Annotated in this window: 15 protein-coding genes and 1 pseudogene; 13 read left to right on the forward strand and 3 right to left on the reverse strand. The window is 36.1% G+C overall.

Annotation, left to right across the window (positions count from 1 at the left end; translation table 11 throughout):
• Positions 1–348: 348 nt before the first annotated feature.
• Positions 349–504, forward strand: coding sequence for a transposase (locus BW732_RS11795; RefSeq protein ID WP_077276270.1), 156 nt, complete (start codon positions 349–351; stop codon positions 502–504).
• A 124-nt stretch (positions 505–628) separates the two neighbouring features.
• On the opposite strand, the gene BW732_RS08075 is transcribed toward BW732_RS11795, so the two are convergent.
• Positions 629–1,966: an FAD-dependent oxidoreductase gene (locus tag BW732_RS08075; RefSeq protein WP_077276271.1), complete on the reverse strand. Its 1,338-nt coding sequence runs from the start codon at positions 1,964–1,966 to the stop codon at positions 629–631.
• Between the two features lie 465 nt (positions 1,967–2,431).
• Here BW732_RS08075 and BW732_RS08080 point away from each other — a divergent pair, with 465 nt between their 5' ends.
• The 12 genes and pseudogenes from BW732_RS08080 (at position 2,432) to BW732_RS08135 (ending at position 12,338) form a co-directional block, all read left to right on the forward strand.
• Positions 2,432–3,460: a phosphate/phosphite/phosphonate ABC transporter substrate-binding protein gene (locus BW732_RS08080; protein WP_077276272.1), complete on the forward strand. Its 1,029-nt coding sequence runs from the start codon at positions 2,432–2,434 to the stop codon at positions 3,458–3,460.
• Positions 3,432–4,228: pseudogene (gene phnC / locus BW732_RS08085) on the forward strand (phosphonate ABC transporter ATP-binding protein). The gene BW732_RS08080 and the pseudogene phnC overlap by 29 nt, the downstream one beginning before the upstream one ends.
• Positions 4,225–5,013, forward strand: a complete 789-nt coding sequence (locus BW732_RS08090) for a PhnE/PtxC family ABC transporter permease (RefSeq protein ID WP_077276273.1) — start codon at positions 4,225–4,227, stop codon at positions 5,011–5,013. Before phnC ends, BW732_RS08090 begins: the two are co-directional and overlap by 4 nt.
• Entirely contained in the window at positions 5,013–5,897 is an 885-nt protein-coding gene (locus BW732_RS08095; protein WP_077276274.1) for a PhnE/PtxC family ABC transporter permease, read from the forward strand. The genes BW732_RS08090 and BW732_RS08095 overlap by 1 nt, the downstream gene beginning before the upstream one ends.
• A 9-nt stretch (positions 5,898–5,906) precedes the next feature.
• Complete coding sequence (locus BW732_RS08100; RefSeq protein ID WP_077276275.1) at positions 5,907–6,338, forward strand: phosphonate C-P lyase system protein PhnG; 432 nt, start codon at positions 5,907–5,909, stop codon at positions 6,336–6,338.
• On the forward strand, positions 6,339–6,911 hold the full coding sequence (gene phnH, locus BW732_RS08105) for a phosphonate C-P lyase system protein PhnH (protein WP_077276276.1): 573 nt from the start codon (positions 6,339–6,341) through the stop codon (positions 6,909–6,911).
• Between the two features lie 2 nt (positions 6,912–6,913).
• Positions 6,914–7,990 (forward strand): carbon-phosphorus lyase complex subunit PhnI, encoded by a 1,077-nt coding sequence (locus BW732_RS08110; RefSeq protein WP_077276277.1) that lies wholly within the window; start codon positions 6,914–6,916, stop codon positions 7,988–7,990.
• The gene (locus tag BW732_RS08115) at positions 7,980–8,813 is read left to right on the forward strand and encodes an alpha-D-ribose 1-methylphosphonate 5-phosphate C-P-lyase PhnJ (protein ID WP_077276278.1); all 834 of its coding nucleotides are present in this window, start codon (positions 7,980–7,982) and stop codon (positions 8,811–8,813) included. Before BW732_RS08110 ends, BW732_RS08115 begins: the two co-directional genes overlap by 11 nt.
• The gene (locus tag BW732_RS08120; protein WP_077276279.1) at positions 8,806–9,645 is read left to right on the forward strand and encodes an ATP-binding cassette domain-containing protein; all 840 of its coding nucleotides are present in this window, start codon (positions 8,806–8,808) and stop codon (positions 9,643–9,645) included. The genes BW732_RS08115 and BW732_RS08120 overlap by 8 nt, the downstream gene beginning before the upstream one ends.
• 14 nt (positions 9,646–9,659) lie before the next feature.
• Positions 9,660–10,838, forward strand: coding sequence for an alpha-D-ribose 1-methylphosphonate 5-triphosphate diphosphatase (locus tag BW732_RS08125; RefSeq protein WP_077276280.1), 1,179 nt, complete (start codon positions 9,660–9,662; stop codon positions 10,836–10,838).
• The gene (locus BW732_RS08130; protein ID WP_077276281.1) at positions 10,816–11,541 is read left to right on the forward strand and encodes a phosphonate C-P lyase system protein PhnL; all 726 of its coding nucleotides are present in this window, start codon (positions 10,816–10,818) and stop codon (positions 11,539–11,541) included. The genes BW732_RS08125 and BW732_RS08130 overlap by 23 nt, the downstream gene beginning before the upstream one ends.
• Positions 11,538–12,338, forward strand: coding sequence for a PHP domain-containing protein (locus BW732_RS08135; RefSeq protein WP_077276282.1), 801 nt, complete (start codon positions 11,538–11,540; stop codon positions 12,336–12,338). The genes BW732_RS08130 and BW732_RS08135 overlap by 4 nt, the downstream gene beginning before the upstream one ends.
• Positions 12,339–13,034: 696 nt before the next feature.
• On the opposite strand, the gene BW732_RS08140 is transcribed toward BW732_RS08135, so the two are convergent.
• Both BW732_RS08140 and pgmB read right to left on the reverse strand, forming a co-directional pair.
• Positions 13,035–14,030 carry an aldose epimerase family protein gene (locus BW732_RS08140; protein WP_077276283.1) on the reverse strand — a complete coding sequence of 332 codons (996 nt, stop codon included), beginning with the start codon at positions 14,028–14,030 and terminating at the stop codon, positions 13,035–13,037.
• On the reverse strand, positions 14,030–14,695 hold the full coding sequence (gene pgmB / locus BW732_RS08145; RefSeq protein ID WP_077276284.1) for a beta-phosphoglucomutase: 666 nt from the start codon (positions 14,693–14,695) through the stop codon (positions 14,030–14,032). The genes BW732_RS08140 and pgmB overlap by 1 nt, the downstream gene beginning before the upstream one ends.
• Positions 14,696–14,757 lie beyond the last annotated feature (62 nt).

Raw genomic sequence — 14,757 nt, forward strand, 5'->3', positions numbered from 1 at the left:
CATCTACTGTATTAGTAGACGATTACTGTCAGATTTCTAAACAATACAGGAGGTTGAAACGATAGTGAAAATTACTTTTAAAAGATAGTTCTGAACTAAATTACTAGCGTTTCTATTATAGGTCATTATTAAAAAAGAATATGTCCTCCACCGAAGTTATAGATGAATTACTTTCTTACAGTTTTTTGTTAAAAACTGCTTATAATTACGTACAAGAACTAAAATACGCTTATAAAATAAAAGATTATTCCTTCTTTTTGGAGTTGTGTTCGCATGTTCCATCAGAGTTACCTAAAGAGTTCAAAGTAAAATTTAAGCTATTTAATAAATTTTCTCAAGGAGTTATAAATGCTTTTAAATATTCGTTCGTATTCAAATGGCTTTTTAGAAGGTATAAACAATAAAATCAAGGTTATTAAACGAGTAGCCTATGGTTATCGTAATTTTCTGATTTTTAATCGACGTATCTTTTTAATTCCAAATCAAGTTTTTGAAACCAAATAAAAAGTGAGAGAATCCCTTCCCTCACTTCATTTAAATATATTCAATTTTGTGACTTCTTATTATCAATAATCTTGTCCATCAACACGATTTGACATAGAGCCTTTATAGGAAAATCGTTCTTTTTTTATGCTTTTTTCATTGCTTCTTGCGCTAATAAGTTGAGGTAATTCCAAGGGCGATCAAAATGTGGTTGGAAGAAGAAATCTGAAATAGCTAGGTCTTCCACGGTCATTTTATTTTGAATCGCAAGTGATAGAGTATTAGCTGACTGAGTGATATCGTATTTAGAGATTAATTGCCCACCTAAAATTCGACGAGAGTCTTTATCAAAAACTAAAGACATGGTCACTTTTTCAGTTGTTGGCATAAATTCTGGACGATAATTGTCTTCAAAGACAACTGAATCAGCATTTATATCCATTGCTTTAGCGCTATCAATTGTCAAACCAGTTGAACCTATTTTCCAACCAAATAAATACAAACCAGATGTTCCTTGTGTACCACGATAAGCTAAAGTATTTTCTTTAATATTCATTCCAACCAGCATGCCTTGGCGGACAGCATTAGTTGCTAATGGGATGTAGTTGTAAGAATTCGTTGGATTGTAGTGAACTACTGCACTATCACCAGCAGCAAAAATATTAGGATCGCTTGTACGCATATATTCATCAACTTTGATAGCACCATTTGGTAGCATATCAACTTGTTCTTTAAGTAAATCAGTAGTCGGTCTGAAACCAACACACATAATAACTAAATCGGCTTCAAAAGAGTGTGATGGTGTATGAACAGTTGTCACGTTACTAGCGCTTGTTTCAAATGATTGAACATTTTCTCCAAGAGCCAAAGTTGCGCCACGTGCGATTAATTCTTTTTCTAAAATATCGGTAAATGGCTTGTCTAGATATTTATTTAAAATTCGATCAACACCGTCAATTAAAGTGACTTCTTTGCCTGAATCGATGAAAGCTTCCACTAACTCAATCCCAATATAACCACCACCAACTACGACAACACGTTTGGCTGTTTCTGCTTTGCGAATAATTTCATTCGCTTGATTATAGTTTTTACACAATAAAATATTGTCAGAATCAATTCCAGGAATAGGTGGAGTGATTGGCCAAGAACCAGTCGTCATAACTAATTTATCATAAGATTCTGTTTCAACAGCACCTGTGAGTAAATTTTTAGCAGTCACTGTTTTATTGTCACTGTCAATATTCGTCACATCATGTTCCATTTTAATGGTTGCCCCTAGAGCAGCCAATTCTTCAGGAGTTGAATAGAATAAGTCTTGCGCATTTTTAACAACGCCACCGACATACAGTGCGATTCCGCATGATAAAAAGGATACGTTATCATTTCTTTCATAAACTAAAACCTCTGCTTCTGGTTGGTTTGCTAATATATGTTTAACTGCTGATGTGCCAGCATGTGTGCATCCTACAACAATAATTTTCATAAAATCTTCCTCTCAAATGAATTATCTCACAACAGCTAAAGCTTTGCGGTAAAGCCAATATAGCAAATGAGAATCATTCTAACGATGTATATGCTTGTGAACTTCACAAATGAATTGATAAGTAAATAACAAAGATTATCAAGTTTTTTTAGCTATATTAGTAAAATAAGTTCTAATAATAATAATGAACAACTAAAATGTGTTCTTGTGAAAACAATATTTTTTAATTAGATTGTGAAAAAATAATCTAATTAAAGAGTATTAAATAAACTAATTAGCGAAGTTCTTACTGGAATTATTATAAAAAAGTTAGTAATAAGTGATGTGACATATTAAGCAAAAGATAGTTTATAAGGAGATTTTACAAAAATAATTGAAAATTACAAGAAAAATACAGCATTAAAATTAAAAATTTACAAAGCTTTGTTATTGTTGTGCTATCAAATAAAAAGGAGCGACGGAATCATGAAGAAATTACTCTCAATGATTATTTTGTCACTATTAGCTTTAGCTGTTACAGCCTGTTCAGGCGGAGCAACTGCAACGAAACCGAACAGTCTGCAAAAAAATGGGAAGAACGATGCTTTTAAATTAGTTTTTTATCCGAATGAATCAGCGCAAGAATTTGAAAAATCGCGTGAGGCATTAAAAGAGATTGTTGCTAAAGCAACGGGTAAAAAAGTTGAAGTTGTGACAACGACAGATTATAACGTTGTAATTGAGACAATAGCGAATGGGCAAGCTAACATGGCAGTTATGGGTGCAGAAGGTTATATTCAAGCTCATAAAAAAAATCCTAAAGTTCAGCCAATCGTTACGAATTCTGGTCCAAGTGGGACACTTGAGGATGCCCTTTATTATAGTTTTATCGCAGTACCAGAAGATAAGAAAATTGAGTATCAGCAAGCAGATAAATATACATTAGAGCCAATTAAGGGAAAAAACTTTTCATTTGTTTCCAATAGTTCAACTTCCGGTTTTAAAGTACCAAGCTCGGTCATTATTGATGAATTCGGATTAGATAATTCAGATGAATTAATCATGGAAAATAAATTTTTTAATAAAGTTTTATTTGGTGGGTCACATCAAGGGTCAGCGGTCAACTTATTGAAAGGTGACGTTGATGCAGCAGCATTTATGAATATGCCAGAATATTTTGAAGTTGCTTCAGGTGAAGAAAATCAAACAGGTATGGTCTATAAAGTACGTGAGACGGCGGGTGCTCCATTTGAATCTGTTAGAGGTAAAAAAGTTCGTGTCATTAAATCAATTCCTGTATTAAATGCCCCAATTGTAGTCAATGAAGATGTCGTCAGCCAAGATGAAAAAGCTAAAATCTTAGCAGCATTCACCTCAGATGAGACCAGTCAGAATAAGGCGATTTTTAATAAAAAAGATGGGGATAATCCGGCATTGTTTGGAAAAGAAAAGGATGAACAATTTGTTGAAGTGGAGGATGCTTTTTATGAGCCAATCAGACAAATGTCAGAGTAAGTTATCTACCAAAACGGTTCATTTAACAATCACAGGGATTGAAAAAATTTATCCAAATGGTAAAAAAGCTTTAAAAGGATTGTCTTTTCAAGTATTTCAGGGTGAATTTATCTCAATTATTGGGCCATCAGGTTCGGGTAAATCATCCATGTTGCGTTGTTTAAATCGTTTAGTCGAGCCAAGTAAGGGAGCAATTTATTTAGATGATACCAATATCTTATTAACATCAAAAAAAGAGTTGCGATTAGTTCGTCGTAAAATAGGTATGGTATTTCAACATTACAATCTCATTCCGCGTTTAACGGTTATTGAGAACGTCTTACATGGTCGGCTAGGATATAAAAATACGCGGAATGGCTCAGTTGGTCGCTATACTGAAGTCGAAAAAAAGAGGCCTTTAAATTATTAAAAAAACTTGGATTAGAAGAAATGGCCTATCAGCGTTGTGATTCACTTAGTGGTGGTCAAAAACAACGTGTAGGGATTGCTAGAGCGTTAATGCAGAAACCTGATATTTTACTGTGTGACGAACCGATTGCCTCATTAGATCCGAAATCATCTAAAATTATTATGGATTATCTCAAACAAATTTCACTCGAAATGGGAATTACTTGTTTGGTCAATCTTCATCAAGTCGATGTTGCCTTAGCCTATTCCGACCGGATTATTGGTATTCGTGCAGGAGAAAAATACTTTGATGGGGTGCCAGATGAATTAACCGAGGATAAAATCCGTCAATTATACGATTTAAAGGATATGGTGATATGAAGCAAATTGAGTATTTTAAGAAAAAAAGACAACAAACGTGGCTTTTATTTAGTGGGCTAATCATTGTTTTTATTGTTGCAACGCTCATTAGTGGTTTTAACTTAACAGGCTCACTTCTGATTTTACCCCAAGGATTAGTGTGGTTAGGTCAAAATTTTCTGCCGAATGCGAATACACTAACTTACTTACCACTCATTTTATCCAAGTTAGTTGAAACAGTATTAATGTCCATTGCTGCAACGTCAACGGCAGCCATTTTAGCATTAATCTTTTCGATTATTGGCTCAAGAGAATTAGGATTAACATTTTTTTTAAAAGTGTTCGTCCGTTTAGTAGCGTCGTTTTTTAGAAATATGCCATTGGTTGTATGGGCGATGATTCTATTACTAAGCTTTAAGCAAAGTGAATTTACTGGGTACTTAGCGTTGAGCTTTACGACATTTGGTTACTTGACGCGAGCCTTTGTAGAAACAATTGATGAACAGTCGGGTGCGATAGTTGAATCTTTAAAGGCCAGTGGAGCGAATTATTTACAGATTGTCTGTCAAGGTGTGATTCCAATGGCGTCAAGCCAGTTGATTAGTTGGGTACTTTTTTTAATCGAGAATAATATTCGAGATGCTACCTTGATTGGTATTTTAACTGGAACGGGTATTGGTTTTTTATTTGATTTATATTATAAGCGTTTTGCCTATGATGTTGTGGGTTTGATTATTTTGATTTTGATAAGTGTCGTCATGGCGCTGGAATTATTAACAACGACAATAAGGAGGAACATTATTTAATGGAGCAACAAGAAATAACGTTAAAACTAAGACAAGATGTGACGTTCCCGTTTGACCATGTTCAGTTAGGACGCAATCAAACGATTAAGATAAAAAAGTGGACGAAGCAACGTGTCTTAATGGTGAGCTTGCTAAGTCTGTTAGCTAGTGTCACGCTTTATACGTTGGTGACAATGGATTATGGGAATCTCATTGTCATCACAGCATTTAAACAGTTTTTAACGGATAGTCGAACTATTTTTTTAGAGCCTACTTTATCGGGGCGTTTTCCGATTCAAGGCTTGCTACTTTCTTTGATGATGACGTTATCTTTAGCTGTCATTACAACAATCTTAGCTATGTTCCTAGCTTTTGGTCTAGCTTTATTAGCGGCTCGTAATTTATCGTCAAAGCGATTATCTTATACGATTCGTTTGGTGATGTCAGTCATTCGCGCAGTACCTACAATTTTATGGGTTTTAATTTTTTCGATTATTATGGGTTTAGGCACAAATGCTGCAGTCATTGGTATGTTGTTTCATAGTGTAGCATACTTAACCAAAACGTATTCTGAAAGTATTGAAGAAATTGACGAAGGTGTTATCGAGGCTTTAAAAGCTAGTGGCGCTAACTGGTTTCAAATTGTCGGGCAAGCTATTTTACCGAGTACTGTGACAATGTTATTATCTTGGACGTTTTTACGTTTTGAAATTAATTTTACGAATGCAATCGCAGTTGGTGCTGCCGCAGGTGCTGGAGGATTAGGATTTGAGTTAGCAATGACAAGTGGGTTTTATTTTGATTTACATGAAATTGGGGTATTAGTTTATCTTATTTTCATGGTGGCAGCAATATTAGAAATTTTATCAAATCGCTTAAAACATAAATATATTTCAAGAGGGTAGAGATAAACGATGAATAAAAAAGAGCGTACATGGGTTTTAGTAGAAGATCAGACATTGGCTAGTGAGCTTGTAGAGCAGTATGGAAATCAATATGAACGTCATTTAGTCGAAATACCACGCACAGCTTTGGTGATGATGACAACACGTGAAACAGCTAAAAATTCATTATTTTATAGTGGCGAGGTACTGGTTTCTTATGCCAAAGTTCGGATTGGATCATCTTATGGAACAGGAATGATTTTGGGTGAACAATTAAAAAAAGCGGAGTATTTAGCTATCATTGATGCCTTATATCCACTGTTGAGTGATATAGAAAAAGTGCAATGGATCAAAGTATTCGAGCAACGTCGTGCCGCCTTACTACATACAATCAATCAAGAACAAGAAGCAATTAATCAAACAAAAGTATCGTTTGATGTGATGGAAGTGGAGGAAGATTAGATGAATCAGCAAGTATTACTAGCACAGGAAGCTTTTCGGTTATTTATTTCAGCTTTATCATATGTGGGTGAGGTCAAACAACTACCAGATAGTCCGCAAGCAGTTTTACCGATTGGGAAATATCTATATGCGTTAACTTTCTTAGATCAAGAAGTTAGCTATGCTAGTTTAGGTCTATCAGAGGAGCAAGAAGCAGTGCTAACACATGAATTTCGAACGAAAAAGGTTGCTATCTCTGTAGCTCAAACGGTCTTTGTTGATTTGATTAATCAACCATCACTTGATGTTAGCCCTATTAAACAAGTCTCAATTGGTAATTTAATAGATCCTCAATTATCGGCAACTATTGTCGTCAGCGTTTCACAACTTTATGGTGATAATACTTATATTTTGACTGGACCTGGAATTAAATCTCAGCTGACTTTAGGTTTAACTAAAGCATTATCTGAGCTACTAGTGATTAGACAAGAGTTGAATCAAGAGTACCCATTAGGTATTGATATGTTAGTAATCGACCAATCAGGTAAAATGCTTGGCTTACCAAGAACGACAGTTATTCAGGAGGTAAATTAAGGATGGCATATGTTGCAGTAAAAGGTGGCCAGAAAGCCATTGAAGCAAGTTTGAAACTCTTGGCCTATCAAAAAATCTCAGAAGGCGATCTAGTGACTATTGAGAGTATTAAAGCCAATATGAAGTTATTGGTTGATCAAGTCATGAGTGAAGCATCATTATACTCGCCTGATTTAGCAGCTAGAAGTTTATGGCAAGCGGAGGGGTCAGTAGAAGAAGCAGTTTTTTTACTTCGAGCGTATCGTTCGACTTTAGAACGTATCGGGTACACGGAACGTGTTGAAACTAATCAAGATATGCTAGTTAAGCGACGTATTTCTGCTGCATTTAAAGATATTCCTGGCGGGCAAATTCTGGGGGCATCATATGATTATATGCATCGATTGATTGATTTTTCAACTCCGGAGAATTATGCAGAACAAGTGGCAACATTACTTAAAGAATTTCAAGCATTTGTCCCAGAAACGACGCTGACTGACTTACCTAAATACCCTAAAGTAGCGGATTATCTACGTGAGGTTGGCTTACTGCAGCCAGTTTTACAAAATAATACACCTCCAGTTGATGTGACGAAAAAATTAATTGAGTTTCCAACACAGCGGAGTGAAAGGTTGCAAACTTTAACCAGAGGTATGTCGCAAGCACTCATGATGTTAGCTTATGCTGTGATTCGTGGTTTTGGACCAACACACCCAACAGTTGGTGAGTTACGTGTAGGTGATGTATCCCTCTATGTTGACGATCAATACATTGGTACGATTGAAGCAACAGAGGTTGAGATGTTTATGCCAGTAACAGTAAAGAATGATGGTGTCGAGGAAATGGAAATCGAAATAGGGTATGGTTTTGTCTTTGGTCGTAATGAAACAAAAGCTATTTCAATGGGCATTCTGGATCACAGTTTAGAAACTAAAGATGCTACCCATCCAGCTGGTGATGAGGAATTTGTTTTATATCATGTGGATAGTATCGAATCTACTGGGTTTTTATCACATTTGAAATTACCACATTATGTAACGTTCCAATCTAAATTAGATAGTATTCGAAAAACTGGAGGACACGTAAGTCATGAACTATAATTTTGCTTTTTTTGATGAAGGGTCAAAACGAGAAATTCGTCGAACAATTACGAAAGCTATTTGTATTCCAGGGTATCAAGTTCCTTTTGGTTCGCGTGAGATGCCAATTGGTCGGGGATGGGGAACTGGTGGACTTCAAGTAAGCTTAGCATTAGTTGGACCAACGGATAAGTTGAAAGTTATTGATCAAGGGAGCGATGAAAGTGTCAATGCGATTAATATTAAGAAATTAATTCAGAAAACCACAGGTGTCGATGTTACATCAGATACCGCTGTTGCGACATTGATTCAGTCGCGACATAGAATTCCCGAGAAACCATTAAAAAAGGATCAAATATTAGTCTTACAAGTGCCGGTTTGTGAGCCACTACGTGCGTATGAACCGCGTGAATTTGTCACAAAACGTCTTCATGGAGATAAAGAATATACAGGTGCTTGGTTAATGTTATTTGACCAAATTGTACGTTTTGGTACAACGACAACTGGAGCAGAACACCCTGTAATGGTACACGGTCGTTATTTGATGACACCCTCACCAATTCCTAGATTTGATAATCCAAAAATGAATCAAAATGACGGTTTGATTTTACTTGGTGCTGGTCGTGAGAAAAAGATTTTCGCCGTCCCACCGTATACACATGTCAAATCAATTGATTTTGAAGACCGTCCATTTGAACCCGAATCGTTTGCTGGAGTGAGCTGTGCTTTATGTGGTGCGAGTGGCGTCTTTATGGATGAATTATTTGATGCACAACATAACGTTGTATATCAATGCAATGATAGTAGCTATTGTTTGGAAAGGAGAGCAGCCGCTCATGACTAAAGAAACCCCGATTTTATCGATTAATCAGTTAAATAAGCAGTATGGCGAAGGGTGCTCGGCTTGTTGTCAGTCAAAAACGCGTCAACTAGAAAAAAATTACTGCCCTAAATGTGGAACTGTCTATGCCTGTCAAAATATTTCGATGGATTTATACCCAGGTGAAATTGTGGGAATTGTTGGTGAATCAGGTTCCGGTAAATCGACTCTAATGCGTTGTTTATTCTTTGATGAAGAGCCGACTAGTGGGAGTGTGTCGATTGCCCTCGATGAAAATATTGAGGATATCTATCAGTTATCGTCACAAAAACGCCGATTACTCCGCAATGAAAAACTTGGGATGGTTTACCAAAATCCATATTTAGGTTTAACGATGTCGATTTCAGCGATTGCGAATGTCGCTGAGAAAATGATTGCGAGTGGCAATCGACATGTCTTAGATATGCAGACGATTGGTGGCGATTTATTGGAGCAAGTCAATATCCCAAGTTTTCGAATGAAGGAAGCGCCAGCGAATTTTTCAGGTGGCATGCAACAGCGCGTTCAAATTGCCAAAGCGCTATCGACTAATCCCCCGATTTTATTTTTAGATGAAGTAACAACAGGACTTGATTTATCCGTTCAAGCAACAGTGCTGGATATTATCAAGCGAATTCAGCAAGAATACGGTGTCAGTATGTTAGTCGTTTCCCATGATTTAGGGGTTATTCGAATGTTATCAGAACGGACCTATGTTTTATTGAATGGTCAAGTCATTGAACATGGACTAACGGATCAAATTTTGGAAGACCCACAACATGAGTACACGCAACAACTAGTTTATTCATTATTATAAGGAGCGTTCAAATTATGCAAGCTATTACTAATGCCCATATTGTTTTACCGAATCATGTGATTGTTAATCATTCATTAATTATTGATGGTGAATTAATCATTGCAATGGTTCCAGATTCAGAATTAATGACATTTCCTTTAGAGCAAATTATTGATGCAAAAAGAGGCTATGTATTACCTGGATTTATTGATGTTCATTCTGATTATATTGAAACGATTGCTGCTCCACGACCGACTTCTTTAATTGATTTTGAAATAGCTTTATATGAAGCGGAGCGTGAATTATTAACGCATGGTATTACAACGATGTACCACTCATTAAGTTTAATGGGGCGTTCTGTTTTTGATGAAAAGCCTATCCGCAATAGTGAAAATGTCTCAAAGCTACTTGAATTGATTGATGCGTCAAACAATAAAAGTCATTTAATTCATCATCGGATGCACTTACGTTATGAGATTGATAATTTTAAACAACTTGATTTAGTCAAACAAATGATTGAAGAAGGAAAGGTTCAGTTGTTATCATTTATGGATCATACTCCTGGACAAGGTCAGTATCGAGATTTAGAAATTTATCGTCATATTTTGCACGGTTATCATGATGGCGATGATGAAAAGGTACAAAAGATTTTAGATAGTCAACAAGATGTTACTAAGTTAACGTTAGCTCAATTAAAAGAGCTAGCTGATTTAGCGAAAGCACATCAGGTACCATTAGCATCACATGATGATGACACGATGACTAAATTAGACTTAATGGAAGGATTAAATACCACAATTTCAGAGTTTCCGATTACGATTGATGTTGCAGTTGAAGCACGTAAAAGAGGCTTGATGACAGTTGGAGGTGCTCCTAATGTGCTGCTTGGTAAGTCTCATGCTGGTAACTTGTCAGTTAAAGAGGCCATTCAAGTAGGTGGTATTGATGTTTTGTGTAGTGATTATTATCCAGCCAGTTTATTACATGCGGTGTTTAAATTGGCTCGTGAAGAGGTTTTAACTTTGCCTGAGGCAGTTCAATTAGTGACACTTGCACCAGCTAAAGCTGTAGGTATCGCAGATGAGGTTGGTAGTTTAGAGCCAAATAAATTAGCCGATATTTTAATTATCCAAAATGTCGTACCTAACGTACCCGTTGTGACACATACATTTGTGAGAGGAGTGCTAGTCAATGAAACAACGTATCGAATCTAATTTAGCGGATAATCACCTGATTCAAGTGACGGATTTAGCAAAACAATTTACATTACATCATGTTGATAAACAGGTTATCGGATGTCAGGAGATTAATTTAGCTTTACCCAAAGGAGGTTTTATTGGAATCACTGGAAAAAGTGGGAGTGGTAAATCAACTATTTTACGCTGTATTTATCGCACGAATTTACCTCAGAAAGGGAGCATTTTGTATGATTCGACATTGTATGGCGTAGTGGATTTAGCAGATTTATCTGAACGTCAAGTGGCGCAGATTAGGCGTAGTGAGATTGGATATGTGTCACAATTTTTGCAGAGTTTACCCCGAACAACGGCTTACGATATTGTGTATCGCTCAGCTCTTGAAAGTTATGATAAAGAGGAAGCACAAGTGAAAACAGAAGAGATGTTACGACATTTTGAGATTAAAGAAGATTTATGGACCTTATTTCCCAATACCTTTTCTGGTGGTGAGAAATTACGATTAAATATTGCCAAAGCAATGGTGAAAAAACCTAAGTTATTATTGCTTGATGAACCAACTGCCTCACTTGATCAACACTCAAAAGAAAAAGTTCGTGATGTGATTATTCAATTAAAAGCCGCTGGAACGTCGATGATTGGAATTTTTCATGATTTAGAGTTTATGGACGGCTTGTGCGATCAAGAGTTTAATATTCAAAAAGGGCGTTTTATCTCATGAAAAAACATAAAGTTGATTGGCACGTTCATACTTATTATTCAGACGGTACAGAATCTCCAGAAACGATTTTAGCGTTAGCGCTACAACGTGATATAGCAGAAATTGGAATTGTTGATCACGATACATTTTTAGGACATGAGCACTGTGCTAAAATTTTTAAGGAATCACCTGTGAGATTACATTTAGGCGTTGAAATAAGTGCTTATGATTTTAAACGGCAACGTAAAGTTCATTTGCTAGCTTATGATATTGATGATCGAACACCAATTAAAGCATTATGCGATGGCTTACTCGCTGCACGGACAGATAATACACTACGTCAATTAAAGGTAATTCAATCACTCGGTTATGCGATTACTTTGGATGATGTTAAGCAAAAAGCACGCCATTCGAGTGGATTATATAAACAGCATGTGATGATGGCTTTAATTGATCAGGGGTATACATCAGAGTTATATGGCGATTTATACCAACAATTATTTAAGCAAGGTGAAGGCGCTAAAGATATACTTTATAGCGATGTTTTTACTTCATTAAAGGCTATCAAACAGTCAGGTGGGACGGCAGTCTTAGCTCATCCAGGTCAACTTAATAGTTATGAGTTAGTCCCAGAGCTAGTAGCATTAGGATTAGATGGTATCGAGTTATATCATCCCGATCATACGGTTGCCGATCACCAACGGGTTAGAGAATTAGCGGATTGTTATGGACTATCTCTTTATGGTGGATCCGATTTTCATGGTGCACATGGCCCGGATTGGTTTGGAAAAGTTTATTTAACTAACCCAATTGAGTGAATGTCTTAATAAGGTTAAGTGCATATCGCTAATTAGACAAAACTGTCTTCAATAAAAAGGAATAATAAAAGGTTTTACAGGTGATAAGTCTTTTTTAAAGGCTTATTTTTTTAGTTCATTAGAGATTTATAAAACTGACCTATGACTATCGACTTGTTTTATTGGATTAAATTATAATGAAACGAAAATTAATCAGAATAATTATGAAGAAGATAGACATAGTGGGAGTTTGTTTATCTTTGTCATGATTAAAAGATAGTGACAAAGAATACTAATGACTAAGTTGTGATTGCTTTATAAAAGGGTGCTGAATCAATGAAAAATTTGAATTCCAAATTGGAGAGGTAGTACTAATCCAGTTATCTAAAGTTTTGTAATAGAATATGATGAAAATATACAGATTTAAAAAGGATTTGCGTCTGATTGTTAGAGATATACTGATGGTAAATCAGGGACGCTTTCTCTTTCGAGGATACTGATTTTACCAATTTTAAACGAATAAAAGCATCGAATAGTATTTTTACCATTAATCGAGCAATTAAAAAGTTAGTCGGTAGTTGATTTAACGCTAATTATTATTACGGGAGATTACGTTTATAGCAGTTTGATTTCTTTGAAGCTGTTAATCTAACGAAATATTTTATAATTGCAACCAAAAAGAGCCTGACGATGTTGGTCAGGCTCTTTTTTTACTATTTAAAGAACAGTATAAGTTGTTACAAAAACTTTCTCATGTTGTCGTGTTAGCTCGATTTCACCCCATTCAGGGTGGTGAACAATATCTGGTAATTCTTGTGTTTCTAGAGCCAGACCTAATTGTGATGACATAGGTTGGTTATTAACCGTAAAGTTAGCATTAAACCCTGTTGTTGAAAAAACAACAACACTTTGTCTGGAAGTTGTTATTTGTAATTTCCGACCGCTTAAGGGTTCTTCTAAAATGATTTGTGGACGACGAGTATTAGTTGATAATAAGTAGGCATCATCTAGTCCGTTTGTTAATTTCGGTAGGGCATCACCTAGACGTGTCATCGTTTGAAAATCATATGCTGTCTGAGTGACTGGTAGTAGGTGACCGGTTGGAATAGCTTCATTGTCAGTTTCCGCTCGTTGTTCTGCTTGAATCATTAAATTATGACGAGTAATATCGCGTTTAGTATTGCCAGAAAGATTAAAATAGACATGATTGGTTGGATTGACAATCGTTGGTTCTTCTGTTTGACATCGTGTCGTCATGGTAATTCCAGTTTTCGTTAGTTCATAGGTATTTTCGACAGTGATTGGACCAGGATAGCCAGACAGTGTATCAGTCAATGAAAAGATGACACTGATACTATCTTTTGTTTCAGCAAAATCAAAGTGCCAAAAGCGGTGCCACCAACCCTGTGAACCACCGTGAATATGATGTTGACCATGGTTTCGTTCTAATTGATAATTTTTCCACTGTGCGTCTTTAATACGACCAGCAACTGGTCCGACAAGAGCACCGAATTGAGCCGTATCTTCTAAGATTGCTTCAGATGTATCTAAGCTCAATAAAATATTTTCTTGTTGGCCGCTTTTATCAGGAACCAACCATTTATGTAAACGTGCACCAAAGTCAACAAATACGGCAGTCAAAGGGCCATTCGTTAATGTGATGTAATGAATACCAGTTTGGCTATCTTTTGTGATGTTATAATGTGTTCCCATTATTGTTTACTTGCCCAAACAGTTGTAAGATAATCGAACGTTAACTTATCTGTTGCATCAACTAGAGCAATATCAGAGCCTAAATCAGCGGCTTGACCAACACCAATTGGTAGAACACCACTGGCTTTAATTGCGGCAATACCAGCTTTAGAATCTTCAATTCCAATACAGTCAGTCACTGGTACATTGATGGATTCAGCAGCAGCAATAAAAATATCTGGAGCTGGTTTCCCATTAGGTACAGATGCCGGGTTGACAATGGCATCAAAGTAATCGCTAATGTGCATTTTTTCTAATAAAATGGGCCCATTTTTACTCGCTGAAGCAAGAGCGATTTTAATCTTGTGTTGTTTGAGTGCTTTTAACAAAGGCAAAATACCAGGGAACACGTCAGCTTCACTGAATTCTTCAATCATGACTACATAGTTATCATTTTTTTCTGTTGCTAATGCCTGGAATTGAGCATCAGTAATTTGGTCTGTCATTTCACCATACTCTAAAATCAAGCGTAGTGAATCTTCTCGGCTAACGCCTTTTAATGATTCGTTGAATTTACGGTCAATTGTAATACCTAAATCATCGGCTAGTTTTTTCCAAGCTTTATAGTGGTACTCAGCTGTATCAGTAATAACACCGTCTAAATCAAATAAAACACCTTTAAACATTAAAATCATCCCTTCTTTGATAAAATCCAGAGTTAATAATAGATTAACTCTGGATAGTGTAA

The sequence above is a fragment of the Vagococcus penaei genome (assembly GCF_001998885.1).
Taxonomy (GTDB): Bacteria; Bacillota; Bacilli; order Lactobacillales; family Vagococcaceae; genus Vagococcus; species Vagococcus penaei.